This is a genomic window from Novosphingobium beihaiense, from assembly GCF_022832375.1.
Lineage (GTDB): Bacteria > Pseudomonadota > Alphaproteobacteria > Sphingomonadales > Sphingomonadaceae > Novosphingobium > Novosphingobium beihaiensis.
The window spans coordinates 86,630-104,832 of record NZ_JALHLG010000014.1 but is presented as its reverse complement, the minus strand read 5'-3'; the positions used below and the strand labels follow the sequence as shown (position 1 = coordinate 104,832).

The 18,203-nt window shown below is 64.0% G+C and carries 19 protein-coding genes; 9 read left to right on the top strand and 10 right to left on the bottom strand.

Annotated features, from left to right (window positions below; genetic code table 11):
- Positions 1-6: 6 nt before the first annotated feature.
- From MTR66_RS12025 to MTR66_RS12015, 3 genes are all read right to left on the bottom strand, one after another.
- Entirely contained in the window at positions 7-606 is a 600-nt protein-coding gene (locus MTR66_RS12025) for a GNAT family N-acetyltransferase (protein ID WP_243921300.1), read from the bottom strand.
- Positions 599-1,594 carry a porphobilinogen synthase gene (hemB, locus tag MTR66_RS12020; protein ID WP_243921299.1) on the bottom strand — a complete coding sequence of 332 codons (996 nt, stop codon included), beginning with the start codon at positions 1,592-1,594 and terminating at the stop codon, positions 599-601. The genes MTR66_RS12025 and hemB overlap by 8 nt, the downstream gene beginning before the upstream one ends.
- Positions 1,595-1,676: 82 nt before the next feature.
- Positions 1,677-3,350, bottom strand: a complete 1,674-nt coding sequence (locus MTR66_RS12015) for a M23 family metallopeptidase (RefSeq protein ID WP_243921297.1) — start codon at positions 3,348-3,350, stop codon at positions 1,677-1,679.
- Between the two features lie 196 nt (positions 3,351-3,546).
- Between MTR66_RS12015 and MTR66_RS12010 the strand changes: the two genes are divergently transcribed.
- From MTR66_RS12010 to MTR66_RS11990, 5 genes are all read left to right on the top strand, one after another.
- Complete coding sequence (locus tag MTR66_RS12010) at positions 3,547-6,120, top strand: helicase-related protein (protein ID WP_243921408.1); 2,574 nt, start codon at positions 3,547-3,549, stop codon at positions 6,118-6,120.
- A complete protein-coding gene (locus tag MTR66_RS12005; protein ID WP_243921295.1) occupies positions 6,120-6,413 on the top strand; it encodes an RNA-binding S4 domain-containing protein in 294 nt (97 codons plus the stop codon). Before MTR66_RS12010 ends, MTR66_RS12005 begins: the two co-directional genes overlap by 1 nt.
- Before the next feature lie 18 nt (positions 6,414-6,431).
- Positions 6,432-6,770: a ferredoxin FdxA gene (gene fdxA / locus MTR66_RS12000; RefSeq protein WP_243921293.1), complete on the top strand. Its 339-nt coding sequence runs from the start codon at positions 6,432-6,434 to the stop codon at positions 6,768-6,770.
- A gap of 366 nt (positions 6,771-7,136) precedes the next feature.
- Positions 7,137-7,670 carry a CarD family transcriptional regulator gene (locus tag MTR66_RS11995; protein ID WP_067735311.1) on the top strand — a complete coding sequence of 178 codons (534 nt, stop codon included), beginning with the start codon at positions 7,137-7,139 and terminating at the stop codon, positions 7,668-7,670.
- 111 nt (positions 7,671-7,781) lie between these two features.
- Positions 7,782-8,102, top strand: a complete 321-nt coding sequence (locus MTR66_RS11990) for a hypothetical protein (RefSeq protein ID WP_243921290.1) — start codon at positions 7,782-7,784, stop codon at positions 8,100-8,102.
- Positions 8,103-8,152: 50 nt separating this feature from the next.
- Here MTR66_RS11990 and MTR66_RS11985 read toward each other — a convergent pair whose 3' ends face one another.
- Positions 8,153-9,100 (bottom strand): L-threonylcarbamoyladenylate synthase, encoded by a 948-nt coding sequence (locus MTR66_RS11985; RefSeq protein ID WP_243921288.1) that lies wholly within the window; start codon positions 9,098-9,100, stop codon positions 8,153-8,155.
- A 52-nt stretch (positions 9,101-9,152) separates the two neighbouring features.
- Between MTR66_RS11985 and MTR66_RS11980 the strand changes: the two genes are divergently transcribed.
- Positions 9,153-9,989 carry a DUF815 domain-containing protein gene (locus MTR66_RS11980; RefSeq protein WP_243921286.1) on the top strand — a complete coding sequence of 279 codons (837 nt, stop codon included), beginning with the start codon at positions 9,153-9,155 and terminating at the stop codon, positions 9,987-9,989.
- Between the two features lie 22 nt (positions 9,990-10,011).
- On the opposite strand, the gene MTR66_RS11975 is transcribed toward MTR66_RS11980, so the two are convergent.
- Positions 10,012-11,496: a PQQ-dependent sugar dehydrogenase gene (locus MTR66_RS11975; protein WP_243921284.1), complete on the bottom strand. Its 1,485-nt coding sequence runs from the start codon at positions 11,494-11,496 to the stop codon at positions 10,012-10,014.
- Positions 11,497-11,557: 61 nt separating this feature from the next.
- On the opposite strand from MTR66_RS11975, the gene MTR66_RS11970 reads away from it, so the two are divergent.
- Both MTR66_RS11970 and MTR66_RS11965 read left to right on the top strand, forming a co-directional pair.
- On the top strand, positions 11,558-12,040 hold the full coding sequence (locus MTR66_RS11970) for a GAF domain-containing protein (RefSeq protein ID WP_243921282.1): 483 nt from the start codon (positions 11,558-11,560) through the stop codon (positions 12,038-12,040).
- 131 nt (positions 12,041-12,171) lie between these two features.
- Positions 12,172-12,858, top strand: coding sequence for a glycine zipper 2TM domain-containing protein (locus MTR66_RS11965; RefSeq protein ID WP_243921280.1), 687 nt, complete (start codon positions 12,172-12,174; stop codon positions 12,856-12,858).
- Between the two features lie 50 nt (positions 12,859-12,908).
- Here the strand turns inward: MTR66_RS11965 and MTR66_RS11960 are convergent, their stop codons facing one another.
- From MTR66_RS11960 to hemE, 5 genes are all read right to left on the bottom strand, one after another.
- Positions 12,909-13,607, bottom strand: coding sequence for a YjbE family putative metal transport protein (locus MTR66_RS11960; RefSeq protein WP_243921278.1), 699 nt, complete (start codon positions 13,605-13,607; stop codon positions 12,909-12,911).
- Positions 13,608-13,637: 30 nt separating this feature from the next.
- Positions 13,638-14,894, bottom strand: a complete 1,257-nt coding sequence (gene rho, locus MTR66_RS11955; protein ID WP_243921276.1) for a transcription termination factor Rho — start codon at positions 14,892-14,894, stop codon at positions 13,638-13,640.
- Positions 14,895-15,074: 180 nt separating this feature from the next.
- Positions 15,075-15,410 (bottom strand): hypothetical protein, encoded by a 336-nt coding sequence (locus MTR66_RS11950; protein WP_243921274.1) that lies wholly within the window; start codon positions 15,408-15,410, stop codon positions 15,075-15,077.
- Positions 15,411-15,470: 60 nt separating this feature from the next.
- A complete protein-coding gene (locus MTR66_RS11945) occupies positions 15,471-15,914 on the bottom strand; it encodes a CopD family protein (RefSeq protein ID WP_243921272.1) in 444 nt (147 codons plus the stop codon).
- An 81-nt stretch (positions 15,915-15,995) separates the two neighbouring features.
- Positions 15,996-17,021, bottom strand: coding sequence for a uroporphyrinogen decarboxylase (gene hemE, locus MTR66_RS11940; protein ID WP_243921270.1), 1,026 nt, complete (start codon positions 17,019-17,021; stop codon positions 15,996-15,998).
- Between the two features lie 328 nt (positions 17,022-17,349).
- Here hemE and MTR66_RS11935 point away from each other — a divergent pair, with 328 nt between their 5' ends.
- On the top strand, positions 17,350-18,195 hold the full coding sequence (locus MTR66_RS11935; protein WP_243921269.1) for a pyruvate, water dikinase regulatory protein: 846 nt from the start codon (positions 17,350-17,352) through the stop codon (positions 18,193-18,195).
- Positions 18,196-18,203 lie beyond the last annotated feature (8 nt).

Here is an 18,203-nt window from a genome sequence, read left to right as displayed (position 1 = left end):
CCGAACTCAGGCACTATCTGCTGAACACTTGGTCAGCCAAATGTCGCAGCCCATCGCATAGACAATGGTATCGCACAGTGGCGGATCGAAGCGGCTGTCCACGTAGTCCAGATCCTCGCGCCGGGTCATGCCCAGCCGCTGCATAAGGCCCCAGCTTGCGGTGTTTTCGATCACCGTGATGGCATAGATCACCGGCGCGCCGAAGCGGCCGAAACCGGCATCGAGAGAAGCCAAGGCCGCTTCCTTGGCATAGCCCTGCCCCCAGGCATCCTCGCGCAGGCGCCAGCCGATCTCGAATTCGCCGGGAAAAGAAGCATCGGGCGCGTCGATCTTCTTGAGACCGCAAAACCCCAGCATCTCACCCGCGAGATTGCCCCCATCGGCTTTCCGCTCAACGATCCAGAAGGTGTGGCCATATCCGGCCTGGAATCCCATCACCCGGCTTTCGAGCGCCCCGACCTTGTCCGCATCCATGACACCGCCCAGCCAGCGCATGACGGACGGCGTATTCGTCACTTGCGCAAAGCGATCGATATCGCCCGGCGCCCATTCGCGCAGCACCAGCCGGTCTGTTTCCAGGCGGAATGGCTCAGCCGGATCAGCCATGAAGCAGCCGCGCGGCGTGCGCGGCATGGTAGGTCAGCACGCCCGAACAGCCCGCGCGCTTGAAGGCCAGCAGCGTTTCCAGCACCAGCGCGTCGCGGTCCCCCGTGCCGGCCGCCACTGCCGCCTCGATCATCGCGTATTCGCCGGAGACCTGATAGGCGAAGACCGGAACCTCGAAGGTCTCCTTCACCCGGCGCACGATATCGAGATAGGGCAGGCCCGGCTTCACCATCACGCTGTCCGCGCCTTCGTCCAGATCCATCTCGACCTCGCGCAGCGCTTCCTCGGTATTGGCCGGGTCCATCTGGTAGGTCTTCTTGTCGCTCTTCAGCAGCCCGCGCGAACCCACGGCGTCGCGGAACGGGCCGTAGAAGGCAGAGGCATACTTCGCCGCGTAGCTCATGATCTGGACATTGGTGTGCCCTTCGTCCTCCAGCGCGTCGCGGATCGCGCCGATGCGGCCGTCCATCATGTCCGACGGGGCGATGATATCCGCCCCCGCCGCCGCCTGGTTGAGCGACTGGCCAACCAGCACTTCCACCGTCTCGTCATTGAGAACGTAGCCGTCTTCGCCCAGCAGCCCGTCCTGCCCGTGGCTGGTATAGGGATCAAGCGCGACATCGGTGAGCAGGCCGATGGAATCGCCCAGCGCATCGCGGATCGCACGCAGCGCACGGCACATCAGGTTATCGGGATTGAGCGCTTCCTTGCCATCGTCGCTGCGGCGTTCGCGCTCGGTATTGGGAAACAGCGCCAGGCAGGGAATCCCAAGGTCCGCGGCTTCCCGCGCCCGCTCGACCATCAGATCGACCGACCAGCGCGACACGCCCGGCAGCGAATCGATGGGCTCCTCAATCCCTTCCCCTTCGGTAATGAAGAGCGGCCAGATCAGATCGGCCGGGGTGAGGATCGTTTCGCGGTGCATGGCACGGCTCCAGGCCGTGGCGCGCGCGCGGCGCAGGCGGGTGTGGGGAAAGGTTCCGGTCATGGCCGGGGATTGCCGGAAAAATCCCGCCGGTTCAATTGCAAGTAACGCCAGCCGGGTTGCGCCGGTCCTTCGAAACGGACTCTCAGCCGATCTGCTTCGGCTCCAGCCGGTCGATCTCGCGCCCGGCTTCGGCAGGCTCGCTTTCGGGCTGCGCCATCGGCGCCAGCGCTGCGCCCGGCTCCACCGTCAGCAGCGAGCGCAGTTCGGCCTTGAAGGCATCGCGTTCCTTGCCGGTAATCTGCGGCTTGGCCATGATGCTGAGCCCGGCCGGATTGATGGTGTGGCCATTGCGGTAGGCTTCGAAATGCAGGTGCGGACCGGTGGAAAGGCCGGTCGAACCGACATAGCCAATCACTTGCCCGGCCCGGACATGGGCGCCATTGGCCACGGCGATGCGGCTCATATGGGCATAGCCCGTGCCGAGCCCTCCGGCATGGCGCAGGCGCACATAATTGCCATGGCCGCCGTGCCGCCCGGCATAGGTGACGGTCCCGTCCGCCACGGCATAGATCGGCGATCCGTAAGCCGCTCCGAAATCGATCCCCGCGTGCATGCGCACATAACCCAGAATGGGATGGCGGCGCTTGCCGTACCGCGAGGTGATGTGGCCCGCCACTGGCTGGCCGATCGGCACGCTGCGGGGCTTACCGAGGGAAGAGGCGGCGAACATCTGCCCGTCCTTGCCCCAGCGCAGAAGCTGCAGGCGGGGTTTGCCGCCGCGCTCGATCCCGGCATAGAGCAGATCGCCCACTTCGTGCTCGCCCTTGGCCGAGCGCTTGTAGGCCACGATCATGTCATATTCGTCCGAAGCACTGATGCCGTCTTCGAGATTGATGTACTTGTCCACAGCCCGCAGATAGGACTGGATCGCGGCAACAGGCGCTCCGGCATTGCGCGCGGACCGGTAGAGGCTGGAGCCCACGGTTCCGCGAATACGCAGCGGCGTCGCATCGACCGCGATCGGATGGCGCACCAGCGCCAGCCCGCCGCCAGCGCCGCGCTCGACCGACAGATCGAGATCGAAACGTGCCCGGAAATCGAGCGAATCGAGCGCCCGGGGCGCATTCGGCACAGGGCGCCTGCCCAGCGTAATATCGAACTGCGTGCCCGAGGCGAGATCGCTGACGGGAACGGCATTGTCCACGAGTTCGGAAATGCGCGAAATGTCTTCGCCGCCCACGCCTGCGCGCCGGAGCATGCGGGCGAAGCTGTCCCCCTGCCCCAGTGTCGAGACCAGCTGAATGCTCGGGCGTTCGGGCACTTTGGCAAGCGGACGGACCAGCGGGCTGGCCCCCATGTGGCGGCCGCTATCGGCGCCAAGCGCCAGCGGCGCGATCGATTGGCTGCGGAATTCGTCGCGCTCGCGGCTGTGGACAGGCATCGCCGTGGCTGCCTCGACCGCGGAAAAGTCGGGCCACATGGCAATTGCTGCCGCGCTCAGCCCCAGCAGCGTGGCCAGTCCGCGCAGCCATTTGCGGCTGCCGATGTCACTGCCGAGATCCGGGGCAAGATCAACATGGGCACACCATGCCTCGAACCGGCGGAAACCGGCGGCCAGACGTCCTCCGGCTTTCGAATTCCGGTCCGGAGAGGCATCCGCGGCATCGTTGGCGGGCTGGAACGAGTCCGCGGCGGCCGCAGCATGTCCGGCAACGACCTGCGCATGCGACAGCGCTGCGGCGTGACCCGCGCCTTTGCCGCTATGTTCGCAATTATCGTCCAGCGCCTTGAACAAAACGCCCCCGTTTCCCGTCATACTTCGGACATTGCAACTCATGGAGCCCCGGAAAAGCATCTCCCGGAACCGAGATCCGTGACATCGATGCAGGACCTTTAGCAGACCCTGTGTCCTCTCAAGGTTAATCACCTCCTAAGACTGTGGATTTCCGCCGCCATTTTCGGTGAACCGGCCCTTGCGAGCGGCGGGCGGCAATGCCACATTCGGCCCCGTGATGGTTCCCGCCCTGCACGTCTCATCGCGGCATGACGCTCCCGGCAGGGTCAAGGCTGTGCTCGGGCCGACCAATACCGGCAAGACGCACCTCGCCATAGAACGGCTCTGCGCGCATTCGAGCGGCATGATCGGCTTTCCCCTGCGGCTGCTGGCGCGCGAGGTCTATGACCGTGTCTGCCACATCAAGGGCGAAGGCAGCGTCGCGCTGATCACCGGCGAAGAGCGCATCGAACCCAAGAACGCGCGCTATCTTCTATGCACGGCCGAGGCCATGCCGGTGATGGACCGCTCGATGGCCTTCGTTGCCATCGACGAGGCCCAGCTTGCCGCCGACCGCGAACGCGGGCACGTCTTCACCGACCGGCTCCTGCATGCCCGCGGGCGCGAGGAGACGATGATCCTCGGCTCCTCCACGCTGGAACCGATGGTAAAAGCACTGGTGCCCGAGGCCGAGATCGTCACGCGGCCGCGCTTTTCCACGCTGACTCATGCCGGAGCCAAGAAGCTCAGCCGCATTCCCCCGCGCAGCGCCATCGTCGCGTTCTCCTCCGAACAGGTCTATGCCATTGCCGAAATGCTGCGGCGCTTCCGCGGCGGCGCGGCGGTAGTGATGGGGGCATTGAGCCCGCAGACGCGCAATGCCCAGGTCGCGCTCTACCAGTCGGGCGAGGTGGACTACCTGGTGGCTACCGATGCGATCGGCATGGGGCTCAATCTCGATGTCGAACATGTCGCTTTCGCGGGCCTTTCCAAGTTCGACGGGCAGCGCCACCGGCGGCTGACGACATCGGAAATGGCGCAGATCGCCGGACGCGCAGGCCGTCACCAGAAAGATGGAACATTCGGCACGCTCACCGGCTCCGGCGGGCACGATTCCGAATTCGAGGCGGAAGAAGTCTACGCAATCGAAGAACACCGCTTCCCGCCACTCACCAAGCTGTTCTGGCGCGAACCGGAGCCGCGTTTCGACAACCTCGAAACCCTCATTGCCAATCTCGAAACCCCGCCGTTCCGCCCCGAACTGGTCCCGGCACCCCAGGCCATCGATCTTGCCGTGCTCAAGCGCCTTTCCGAGGAACAGGCCGTCGCCGAGACCGTGCGCGGCGCCGGGCAGGTCGAACGGTTCTGGGACGTCTGCCGCCTTCCCGATTTCCGCCATCAGGGCGTGGAGACCCATTCGCGCTTTGTCGCCCGACTCTGGCAGGATCTGCGCACAGGCGAGCTGGGCGCGGATTTCGTGGCCGCGCAGATCGCCCAGCTTGACCGCACCGGGGGCGATATCGACACGCTGCAGGGCCGGATTGCCGCGATCCGTTCCTGGGCCTATATCGCCCAGCGCCCGGACTGGGTGCTCGCGCGGGACGAAATGGCGGCGCGGGCCCGCGCCGTGGAGGCCCGGCTTTCCGATGCGCTTCACGGCAAACTGACCGAACGTTTCATCAATCGCAGGACCGCCGTACTCATGAAGAAACTGGGACCCGATTCAGGCCTGCTCTCCGTCCGGCTTGAGGACGAGGAAGTCCTGGTCGAGGGCGAGCACATCGGCAGCCTGCGCGGGTTTGCCTTCAAGGTCGATCCCGGCGCCCGGCTGTCGGACCGCAAGCTGCTGCTGGCCGCCGCCGAAAAGCACCTTGCCGCGCTGCTGCAGACCCGTGCCGGCACGCTGGCCGATGCCATTCACGCAGGCTCCGCCGAAATCACCATGGAAGACGGCGTGCTGACCTGGGATGGCGAGCGCATTGCCATGCTGGAAGGCGGCCGTTCGCTGCTGGCGCCGCAACTGGTGCCCGACCGCACGCTCGATGCCATTCCCGGCCCTTCGCGCAAGGCCCTTGTCGCGGCGCTGGAAGCCTGGCTGGAGAAGGCCCTTGCCCCGCTCGATCCCTTGCGCAAGCTCGATGAAGCCAGCCGCGCCGAGGATGCCGGGCCAGACTTGCGCGCACTGCTGATCACGCTGGTGGAGCGCGGCGGCATGACCGCGCGCGAGCAATCGGGCGTCGACCGGCTCGACAAACAGCGCCGCACCATGCTCGCCCGGCTCGGCGTGCGGGTGGGTGCGCTCGACTTGTTCGTGCCCGCCATGCTGCGCCCGGGACCAATCGCACTGTGGCGCCAGCTTGCCAAAGTTGCGGGCAAACAAGCGCCCGGCGGGCTGCCGGAAACCGGCATGCCGCCTGCCCTCCCCGCAACCCGGCACGGCCGCGTTCCCGGTTATCGCAACCTCGGCAAGCAACTCGTGCGCCTCGACATGGCGGAAAAGCTCTTGCGCGAAGCGCACGAGGCCCGCGGCGCCAGTGGCGAGGGCAGCCGCAAGGAAACCAGGGCGCGCGATTTCAAACTCGATCCCGCACGCGCGGTTTCGATGGGGCTGACCACCGCCAGCTATGCACGGCTTCTGCGTCTGGCCGGGTTCCAGCCCGTCATGCCGCGCCCGCTGGCCGAAGATGCGCATGGCCCGCCCGCACCGATCCGCTGGCGCTGGCGTCCGCCCCGGCGCGACACCCGGCCGGAACGCAGCACCCCTGTACCCGAAAACAGCGCCTTCGCGGCACTGGCCGGTATGGTCCGCTGATGCGGGTCGACAAGCTGCTATGGTACCTGCGGCTGGCCAAGACCCGCGCCGCCGCACAGGCGATAGCGGAAGAGGGGCATATGCGCCTCAACGGGCGGCGCATCGACCGCGCCCACCAACGGATTTCCATGGGAGACGTGCTGACAGTGCCGTCCGGCGCCGGGATACGGGTAATCGAAATCCTGGAATTGCCCGTGCGGCGCGGCCCGGCCCCGGAAGCACAAGCCTGCTACAGAGTGCTTGACGGCAACCCCGTTGATCCCATAGCAGCGGCAATCCGTAACGATGCCTGAGAGAAGGAACTCACAGCAATGACCTATGTCGTCACCGACGCCTGCATCCGGTGCAAATTCACCGACTGTGTAGAGGTCTGCCCCGTTGACTGCTTCTACGAGGGTGAAAACATGCTCGTGATCAATCCGAACGAATGCATCGACTGCGGCGTGTGCGAGCCCGAATGCCCGGCCGAAGCGATTCTGCCCGATACCGAAAGCGGTCTTGAGCAGTGGCTGGAACTCAATGCCAAGTACTCGGCCGAATGGCCCAACCTCACCTCGAAGAAGGACGCGCCGGAAGACGCCGACGATATGAAGGACGAGGAAGGCAAGTTCGAAAAGTACTTCTCGGCCGAGCCCGGCGAAGGCGACTGACCAGGCCAAGCGAAAGGCTGGAAACCGGAAATTATCACGCGTTTTGCGTTAGTTTCCCGCATTACCGGCCTGGCCTGCCAACATTGTGAAATACCGGAGTGTCCCATTCCGGTATGCCTTGAGGCGGGCAAAACGGAAACGTTTTCTCGCCTCTGGTAATTTTGTCACATCGGTGCTATATAATAGGCCAACTGCCCGAGCGCTCTGCTCGCTTGGCAGGCGTTTTCATTGCGAGGCAGGGTTCGAAAGCAAGCGGTTGGGAGAGTGATCTGACCGGGCGGCGGAGGTTTCATGCCTCCGGGTCGCACGCCCCCGGAACACCCTTCCGCAGATATTGCTCCGCCCCTGCAGCTGAAAGGACGATTCATGGCAACCAAGGCCGATGCCTTCGATGTTGGAGATTATGTCGTTTACCCCAAGCACGGTGTAGGCCGTGTGATCGAGTTGCAGAAGCAGGAAATTGCCGGGATGCAGCTCGAACTGTACGTTCTGCGTTTCGAGAAAGAGCGTATGACGCTCCGTGTTCCGATGAACAAGGTTGAATCGATCGGTATGCGCAAGCTGTCTTCGGACAAGACCCTGCGCGAAGCGCTCGATACCCTCAAGGGCAAGCCCAAGGTGAAGCGCACCATGTGGTCGCGCCGCGCCCAGGAATACGAAGCCAAGATCAATTCGGGCGATCTCGTTTCGATCGCCGAAGTGACCCGGGACTTGTTCCGCGCCGACGATCAGCCGGAACAGAGCTATTCCGAACGGCAAATCTTCGAAGCGGCTTCTTCGCGTCTGGCCCGCGAACTCGCGGCCATGGAAAAGACCGACGAGCCCGCCGCGCTCCAGAAGATCCTCGCGATCCTCAACGAGTACGCGCCCAAGTACTACGAAACCGCCGAAACTGCCTGAACGGGCACATTCGATGGTGCAGGAGGCCGCTTCCGCAAGGAGGCGGCCTTCTTGTTTATGGCCAACACTTCCTTCATCGTACCTCAATACGGTTATGAGAGTGTCTGCGTCATGAAATCACCATCCCTCCTCTCCGCCCTCGCTCTCTCCGCGCTGCCGCTGCTTTCCGGCTGCATCGGCACGGCCACCAAGCTCGCCACCGCGCCGGTCCGCATGACAGGCAAGGCCGTAGACATGGCGACAACCAGCCAGTCCGAAGCCGACGAAAAGCGCGGCCGCCAGATGCGCGAGCGCGATGAGGCACTGGCCAAGGCCCAGCGCCGCTATAACAAGCACATGCGCCAGTGCGATGATGGTGACGACCGCGCCTGCCTCAAGGCGCGCGATGACAGTGCCGATATTCAGCACTTGCGCGGCGACGGAGCTTATTGATCAAAGCCCCGGTTCGAAAGCCGCCAGACAGGCGCTTTCGAACCGGACTCTCAGGCCGCCGCGCGTTTCAGCCGGTCGTTGATCGCTTCGCCGACACCTTCGGATGGTACCGGGGCAACGGCGATGCGCGATTTCGGGGACTCCGCCCCCTGATGCAGCAAGGCATAAAGACGGGCGGCCGCTTCGATCAGATCGCCCGATGCTGATAGTGTGACATCGCCGGGCACCTCCGCGAAACCGATGTGGAATTCGTTCGCCTGCGCCGTGGCGGCGTTCAGCCGCACCGGCTTTCCCGGCGCATAGTGGCTGACAAGCTGGCCCGGCGCCTCGATCGCCTGTGACGTCACGGCGTCGCTCGGCGTGCCAAGAACGGCGCAAATCGCAGATTCGGGTATCGGGCCGGGCCGCAGAACCTGCCAGCGCCCGCCTTCGCGCAAGGCGATGATCGTCGATTCCAATCCCGCCTCGCACGAGCCGCCATCAACCACGGCATCGATCCGCCCGCCCAGAGAAGAGATCACATGCGCAGCCCCGGTCGGGCTGACGCCCCCGCTGCGGTTGGCCGAAGGGGCCGCAAGCGGCAGTCCGGCTTCGGCAATGATCGCGCGCATCACTGGATGGGCCGGACAGCGCAGTGCAATTGTCGGCAACCCGGCCGTCACCGCGGCTGCCACCGGCGCGCCGGAGCGCAGCGGCAGGACCATGGTAAGCGCGCCGGGCCAGAACGCATCGGCCATCTGCAAAGCCCGCTCATCGAACAGCGCCAGCTCCCGTGCGGCCGCCACATCCGCGATATGCACGATCAGCGGATTGAAGCTGGGCCGGCCCTTGGCGCCATAGATCGCCGCCACCGATTCATCCCGGTCGGCGCGGGCAGCCAGACCATAGACCGTCTCGGTCGGCACCGCGACAAGCCCGCCTTCGCGCAGCAGGCGCGCGGCCTCGGCGATTCCTGCCGCATCGGCGGTCAAAACGGCGGGTCGGCTGGCGTGATCCATGCCCCGCCGCTATAGCCGCGCGCGACGAATGCCAAGGAAAAGCACGCAAACGATGTCTTCCCAGCCTGATCACAGCATGCTCCTCACCCGCATCGCCGATGCGCTCGACCGGCTTGCACCGCCGCCCGCGCCTGCGTGCGACTGGCTGGCGCATCCGGCCTATGTCTGGACCGGCAGCGCGGCGCGGGCCGTCGAACGGCTCGATGCCCCGGCGCTCGATCTGCTGCGCGGGATCGATACCCAGAAGGCGCGCGTGGTCAGCAATGTCGAGCGCCTTGCCGCAGGCCATGCCGCGCATGACATGCTCCTGTGGGGATCGCGCGGCATGGGCAAGTCCGCCGTCCTGCGCGCAGCGATCCGCGCGGCGCAGCAGGCACATCCCGGCGGCATTGCGCTTGTTCAGGTCGCGCAGGAAGCGCTTTCAGGAGTGACGGCGCTGTTCGCGACACTCGGCGGAATAAACCGCCGCTTCCTTGTCTTTATCGACGATCTCGGCTTCGAGGAAGACGACGGCTCTGGCCCGCGCCTGCTGCGCTCCTGGCTGGAAGGCGGCGTCGAGGCGCGGCCCGCCAATGTGCGTCTGGCCGTGACATCCAACCGCCGGGCGATCGTGGCCCGTTCGATGTCCGAACAGAATGATCCGATCAATCCGCGCGATGTCGTCGACGACCGCCTGGCGCTGGCCGACCGCTTCGGCCTGTCGATCGGATTCCACAACTGCGATCAGGACGCCTATCTGGCCATTATCGAAGGCTATGCCCGCGAATTTGGCCTGACCTGGGAACAGAACGACGCCCTCGAATGGTCCCGCCGCCGCGGTGCCCGGTCCGGACGCGTGGCGTGGCAATATGTCAACGAATTGGCCGGGCGCGCAGGCAAGGTCATCTGACTGCCTGCCCCTGCCCTTTTCCTCAGGGCAGCAGCGTATCGGGACCGGCCTTGAAGCCCGCTTCCAGTTCACCGCCCGAATTGGGCAGGGTCGGGTCCTTGAGTTCCTTGAGCGGCTTCATGTGCTCGGTCTCGACCGGCTTGATTTCGGGCGAAGGTTCAGCGCCGGGCTTTTCGACACGCCAGATGATCCCGGCGGTATCGTCGCTGACCAGCAACGCGCCCGTCTTGTCCCAGGCCACCCAGGTCGGCCGGCCATGAGTCTTGCCGCCGTCCATCAGGAACCCGGTCAGTACCGGCTGCGGCTTCACGTCCTTGGGATTGCCGTTGGCATCGAAAGGCACGAAGACCACGTCATAGCCCACCGGCGGGCGGCGGTTCCATGATCCGTGGCGGGCAATGAACGCACCGTTCCGGAAGGCCTTGCCCAGCCGTGTGCCGCCCTTGTCGAAGGTCATGCCCAGCACGGCGGTATGCGCACCCATCGCGTATTCGGGCTTGCGGGTATATTCGATCATGTAGGTCTGCATCGGCCACTGGACACGGTCATCGAACGTGTTCTTCCAGTAGACCCAGGGCCAGCCGTACTGCACGCCGACCGGGACATTGGTGAAATAGTCCGGCACCAGGTCCGGGCCGAGCATGTCGCGCTCCTGCACCGTGGCCCACATCTCCCCCGTTTCCGGATTCCAGTCGAGCCCATTGGGATTGCGCATCCCGGCAGCGAACTGGCGGCGCTTGCCGGTATCGGTATCGACTTCCCAGATCGAGGCGCGCCCGGCCTCTTCCGCCATGCCGTTATCGGCAATGTTGGTGGCCGAACCGACCGCGACGTAGAGATGCTTGCCGTCCTGGCTGAGCAGCAGGTTGCGCATCCAGTGATTGCCGCCAGGCCACAGGTCCATCAGCTTCTTGGGCGAACCTTCCAGCTTCCGCGCGCCCGGCGTGAAGGCAAATTCCAGAATGGCGTTGTCATTCGCGATGTAGAGCGTGCCGTCACGATAGGCCATGCCCGAAGGCGAGTGCATGTCCTTGGTGCGGAAATCGAACTTCTGGTCCGCCGTACCGTCTCCATTCGAATCGCGCAGCAGCACGATCTTGTCGGGCGAGGGCTCTCCTGCGCCCACTTTATCCATCGCCCAGCCCATCAGCATGCCTGTAAGGCCCTTAGGCTTGTTTCCGGCGGGCGCATTGGTTTCGGCCACAAGGACATCGCCATTGGGCAAGGTCAGCATCGTGCGCGGATGATCCAGACCTTCGGCGAAGGGAGTCACGGCCAGCCCGTCGGCCCCCTTGGGCTTTTCACCCTTGGACCAGCCCACCGGTTTCACCAGCCTGACGCTGGGAATCCACTGCGGATCGGGCTCCACCAGTTTCGGGTCCTTGCCCGCCGTGGCATCGCTCGGCAGGTCGGAACTGTTGGAATACTGGCTCCAGGCAATTACCCCTGCGAATGCAAGGACAAGGACGAGCAGGACCAGGGCGGCCTTCTTGAGGATCGAACGCATGGACACGGAATAGGCCCGCGGCGCCTAGGCGGCAACCGCGAGTTGCGCTAACGCGCTGCCCATGTACGACTTTGCCCCCCAACACGACCTCGAAAAGCCCGAACTCTACAGCGCCCTTGCCCGCGCCGCGAACGCACTGGTGGAAGGTGAGCCCGACCCGGTGGCCAACATGGCGAACCTGGCCGCGGCGATCTGGCAATTCGTGCCGGATCTCAACTGGGCCGGATTCTACCGCGTGATCGGGGACGAACTGGTGCTGGGCCCGTTTATCGGCAAACCCGCTTGCATCCGTATTCCCTTCGGCGTGGGCGTATGCGGAACCGCAGCCGCGCTGGGAACCACGCAGGCCGTGCCCGATGTCCATGCCTTTCCCGGCCATATCGCCTGCGATGCGGACAGCCGTTCGGAACTGGTCGTGCCGGTTGTAGTGGAAGGCCGGGTAATCGCGGTCATCGATCTCGACAGCCCCACCCCGGGCCGGTTCGACGATGAGGACGCCAGGGGCATGGCGCTTGTCGCGCAGGTTGCCGCGCTTTCGATCTGACGGAACTGCGCCGATTCGGGACACGGGTTCAGGCAAAACGGCAAGACGCTTGGTTTTGTGCGGGTTCCAATGTTAAATTTCACGTTAACTAACGGGTACAACTGCCCGGTTATCGCGAAAGGGAATTCCCGATGCGTCTCTATTTCCCGGCTGCCGTGGCAGCGCTGACTCTCCTTGCCAGTCCCGCGCTTGCGCAGGACGGTCCGCCGCTGCCCGATCCGCGCACAGCTCCGCCCGCTTATCCCGGTGGCCCCCGCTACGGCGGCTTCGATCCGGCCGCCCGCGATGCCTGGCTCGCCGATTGCCGCGGCCGGGTGGCGCAGCGCGATTCCGGCGTGGGCGGCGCGGCCATTGGCGGTCTGGTGGGTGCTGCCGCCGGCAACCGCATTGCCGGCAAGCATCACCGCACAGTGGGAACCCTGGCCGGGGCTGCCGTTGGCGCGGTGGCCGGCGCAGCGATCGACAAGGCGGAGGACGCAGGCCGCAACCGCGACGAATGCGAAGCCTATCTCGACGATTACTATGCCCGCTACACTCATGGCGGCATGTATCCTGGTTACGGCGGCGGCTATGGCTATCAAGGCTACGGATATCCGCAGGGCTATTATCCCGCGCAGGGCTGCTGCATGGCCCAGCCCGTCATGATGGTCCCGGTGATGATGGTTCCGGCCGCCCAGCCCCATTGCACGGAGACGGTGGAATACGTCTACGAAGACGTTCCCGCACGCCCCAGGCCCGCCCGGCGCGTCATTCCAAAACGCACCAAGATCGTGCCGGACAAGCGCGTGAAGACCACGAAGCTGCAACCGGTGAAGTAACGGGAAAGGCCGGAGAGCACGAACTCTCCGGCCTTCTTATCGTTCAGACCTCAAAATAGCGTCGAAAGGCCAAGCTGCGGGTCGATCCAACCCTCGTAGATCATCTTGACCGCGACATAGAGGATCACCGCCAGGCCCAGATAGGCGATCCAGCGATAGCGCTCGATGTATTTGGCGATAAAATTCGCCGCCACGCCCATCAGCACCACCGACAGCAGCAAACCGACGATCAGAATCCCGGGATGCTCCCGCGCGGCGCCGGCCACGGCGAGCACGTTGTCCAGACTCATCGACACGTCGGCGACGGCGACGGCCCAGGCGGCCCCTGCAAAGCTCTTCGCCGAGCGCAGGCCGCTTTCCTCGTCGCCTTCGATCTCCGGCGATCCTGCGCTTTCACCGCCATGATGCAGTTCGCGCCAGAATTTCCAGGCCACCCACAAGAGCAGAAGCCCGCCCGCAAAAATCAGCCCGACAATGCCCAGAAGCCAGGTCACCGTGAGGGCAAAAACGATACGCAGCACCAGCGCGGCGCCGATACCGATCAGGATCACCTTCTTGCGGTCCGCCGCAGGCAGACCCGCCGCCAGCGCGCCGACGACAATCGCATTGTCCCCGGCGAGCAGCAGGTCGATCATCAGCACTTGCCCGAAAGCGGCCAGCGCCGCCGGCTGCGTGATGTTCGAGAAATCGGCGGCGATATGCTGAAGAATTTCGGCCGGACCACCCAGAGAGGCCGCGACAGCTAGCATTCCAAGGGTGATCAAACCGAAATACCCCGCTTACTGGTTCATCGTCGCGAAGAAATCTTCGTTGGTCTTGGAATCCTTCATCTTGTCGAGCAGGAATTCCATGGCATCGACCGTGCCCATCTGCATCAGGATACGGCGCAGGACCCACATCTTGGAGAGCTGATCCTTGGGAACCAGCAGCTCTTCCTTGCGGGTGCCGGACTTGCCGACATCGAGCGCCGGGAAGATGCGCTTGTCCGCCACCTTGCGGTCGAGCACGATTTCCGAGTTGCCGGTGCCCTTGAACTCTTCGAAGATCACTTCGTCCATGCGGCTGCCGGTATCGATCAGCGCGGTGGCAATGATCGAGAGCGAACCGCCTTCCTCGATATTACGCGCAGCGCCGAAGAAGCGCTTCGGGCGCTGCAGGGCGTTGGCGTCGACACCACCGGTCAGCACCTTGCCCGAACTGGGCACCACGGTGTTGTAGGCACGGCCGAGACGCGTGATCGAGTCCAGCAGGATCACCACGTCGCGCTTGTGCTCGACAAGACGCTTGGCCTTCTCGATCACCATTTCGGCGACCTGAACGTGGCGCTGCGCCGGTTCGTCGAACGTCGAGGAGATGACCTCGCCCTTCACCGAACGCTGCATATCGGTGACTTCCTCAGGGCGCTCGTCGACGAGCAGCACCAGCAGGAAGACTTCCGGATGATTGTCGGTAATGGCCTTGGCCATGTTCTGCAGCAGCACCGTCTTACCGGTACGCGGCGGCGCGACGATCAGCGCGCGCTGGCCCTTGCCCTGCGGGCTGATGAGATCGATCACGCGGGCCGACTTGTCCTTGACCGTGGGATCGAGGCTGTCGAGCTTGAGGCGCTGATCGGGATAGAGCGGCGTCAGGTTGTCGAAGTTGACGCGGTGGCGGACCACGTCGGGATCGTCGAAATTGATGCTCATGAGCTTGGTGATGGCAAAGTAGCGCTCACCGTCCTTCGGCGCGCGGATTTCGCCCTCCACCGTGTCGCCTGTGCGCAGGCCCCATTTGCGGACCTGGTTGGGCGAGACGTAGATATCGTCGGGCCCGGCGAGGTAGTTCGCCTCCGGGCTGCGCAGGAAACCGAATCCGTCGGGCAGTACCTCGATCGTGCCCTGGCCGATGATTTCCTCACCGTCCTCGGCCACTTCCTTGAGGATGCCGAACATCAGATCCTGACGGCGCATCGTGGAGGCGCCCTCGACGCCCATTTCCTCTGCCATTTCGACCAGTTCGGCCGCGTTTTTTCTTTTGAGTTCTTTCAGGTGCATTTTTTTGGATTCCGAATGGAAAAGTGGTGTCGGCCGGCGGATCGATGGGCTTGGGGAAAGCAGATCCGGGTGTGCGAAAGGGCTCGCGCCCCGTTGCCGGAACGCCCGTCAAATAAGCGCTGAGCGCGTCATGGTCAACGGATCATCTGCCGGAACGCACACAACGCGCGCCGGATCGAGTCACGGGGTGCCGGATGCGCCGTCCTCGCCCGTATCCCCGCCGGTGTCCTTTTCCGTCTTGTCTATGGATCTGCCAAGATCGTTGAGCGTCCTGCTCCTGGCAGCGAGTTCGGCATCGCAGCGTTTGGCTTCGGAGGGCATACTTTCCAGATAGCCTGGAGAATGCACGATCCGGATCATACTCTCCGTCAACGGGAATTCAGGGTCCCGCCCTTCGATCCGGCCGAGGTAGAACATGATCCCCGCGCTAACGCCCGCTTTCTCACTCGGGCCCATCTTGTCGCCGCGCGATGCCGCAAAGGCGAACACACCGATGCAGCGAAGATCCTGTTCCATAACAGGATCCACCGAAGTAAGCGCAGCAGCAGCAAGAAGAGCCATCATCGAAGCAATGCCTCAGAACGGTTTGACGACGACGAGAACCACGATCACCGCGGCCGCAAGCCCGGGAATCTCGTTGAGCATCCGCAGCTTCGTGCCGGTGAGAGGGCGTTGGCCTTTGGCCAGTTTCTTGCCGTAGCCGACCAGCCAGCCGTGATAGCCGGTCAGCCCGAGGACGAACAGCAGCTTGGCATGCAGCCAGGGCGCACTCCAGAAGTGCATGCCCGTTGCCAGCGCTACGCCGAAGACCCAGACCATGATCATCGAAGGGGTAAGAATGATCCTGCGCAGCTTCGCCTCGCGATCGATCCAGCGCGCCTCCTCAGCCGAACCGGGCTCGGCTTCCTGGTGATAGACGAAATAGCGCGGCAGCATGAACAGGCCCGCCATCCAGAAGATCACGAAGATGATGTGCCCGGCCTTCAGCCAGAGATAGGTCGTCTGCAAGATCTGCTCCATGAGGTCACCCAGTTAGCGCCTGCCCCGGCGCCGGTCAGTCCCTGTTTCGTTCGATACGTTTGGTTCGATGTTCGGTTCGATTCAGCGGTTCCAGCCCCGCACCGTTGCCAGAAGACGCTCGACATTTTCAATCGGCGTGTGCTGGCCGATGCCGTGGCCCAGGTTGAACACGTGGGGACGCCCGGCAAAGGCATCAAGCACGCGCCGTGCCTGTTCCTCCAGATCATCTCCGCCCGACAGCAGCAGCAGCGGATCGAGATTGCCCTGCACCGGCATTCCTTCCGGCAAGGCCCCTGCCGCCCAGAACGGATCGACGGTTTCGTCCACACCCACCGCATCCACACCCGTTTCGCGGGCATAAGCCGCCAGTTTCTCGCCCGAACCCTTGGGGAAACCGATCACCGGGATATCCGGGTGGCGCGCCTTCAGCGCGGACACGATCGCCGCATTGGGCGCGATCACCCACTTTTCGAACTGCGCCGGAGCAAGGCTGCCGGCCCAGGAATCGAAAAGCTGCACGGCTTCGGCCCCTGCCTCGATCTGGCCCGAGAGATAATCCACAGTGACCGAAACCACGCTTTCGATGATGGCCCCGAAGGCCTGCGGATCGCGGTAAGCCATGGCCCGGGTCTCATGCTGATCGCGGCTGCCCTCGCCCGCCACCATGTAGGTCGCAACGGTCCACGGAGACCCGGCGAAACCGAGCATGGTTTTATCCACAGCCAGCGAAGCCCGCACTTTCCGGACGGTTTCGTAGATCGGAGAAAGCCGTTCGGGCACAGCAGCGAGCCCGTCCAGCGCATGATCGACCAGTCTGGGCGTGAGCTTCGGCCCCTCGCCCGCCAGGAACTGCAGATCCTGCCCCATGGCATAAGGCACGATCAGGATATCGGAAAACAGGATGGCCCCGTCGAAGCCGAAACGGCGCACTGGCTGCAAGGTAACCTCGGCAGCAGCGTCCGTATCGTAGACAAGCGCAAGGAACCCGCCTTTCTCGGCTCTGAGTGCCCGGTACTCCGGCAGATAGCGTCCAGCCTGGCGCATGAGCCAGATCGGGCGCTTGCTCGTATTTTCGCCACGCAGCGTGTTCAGAAGGAGGCCTGGCATCGCGTTTCCGGTCCGATCAAAAAAATAATAGAAATTTTATAAAGGATTGATGGAGTCTGTTGGCCCTGTGGATATCGGGGATGAGCGCGCCTTGCCCGATTTGTCCCGCGATGAACAGGGTGAAGTGTGCACACCGACTCTGTGAAGCCGCGCGGTCAAGGAAAGGTTGTCCACCTTGTCCACAGGGTGTGGAACGGGCTCTTGGGCTGTCCATAATCCCGGCTGTGGAATCCGGGTAACGGGCAGGAAAACACCCCCGCCGGTTGTCACCGGATTACTCCCGTGGTTTATGCCGCAAGATATCCACAAGCGGTCCCGATCCCACTCTATGGCGCGATTTCATCTCCATCTCCTTTCGGATTCCACCGGCGAAACGCTGGAGATGATTGCCAAGGCGGCGCTTGCCCAGTTCGATGATTCCGACGTTTTGCGCCACTTCTGGCCGATGGTGCGCTCGCAGCAGCACCTTGACCGGATCATGGGCGAAATCGCGTCCAATCCCGGCCTCGTCTTCTATACACTGGTCAATGAGGAGACGCGCGGTCGGCTGGAGGAACGCTGCCAGGCCCTGGGCTTGCCCGCGCTGGCCGTGCTCGATGGTGTGACCGACGCGCTGGAAGCGCTGCTGGGGCAGGAAGCCAAGGGGCGCCCGGGCCGCCAGCACCGGCTCGACGATGCCTATTTCGCGCGCGTCGATGCGATCCAGTTCACCATTGCCCATGATGACGGGATTGCGTGGGAGGAATGGGAAGAGGCCGATATCGTGCTGGCCGGCGTTTCGCGCACCAGCAAGACGCCCACCAGCATCTACCTTGCCAATCGTGGCTATAAAGTCGCCAATATTCCCATCGTAGTGGAAAGCCCGCCGCCGCCCGCGCTGTACGGGTTGAAGCGGCCGATGGTGGTGGGACTGACGACGGCGCCCGAGCGGCTGATCCAGGTCCGCCGTAACCGGCTGCTCTCGCTCAGCCAGTCGCCGGACACCGACTACGTTCAGGCGGAAAAGGTGGAAAGCGAGCTGAAATATGCCCGCCGCATGTTCGCGGACAATTCCTGGCCGGTGATCGATGTCACACGCCGCTCGATCGAGGAGACCGCGGCAGCCGTCATCAACCTCTACAACGAACGCCGGGCGGCGGGCGTTCAGGGACAAGTCGGCCCTAAGCCGATCTGACCCGTTTC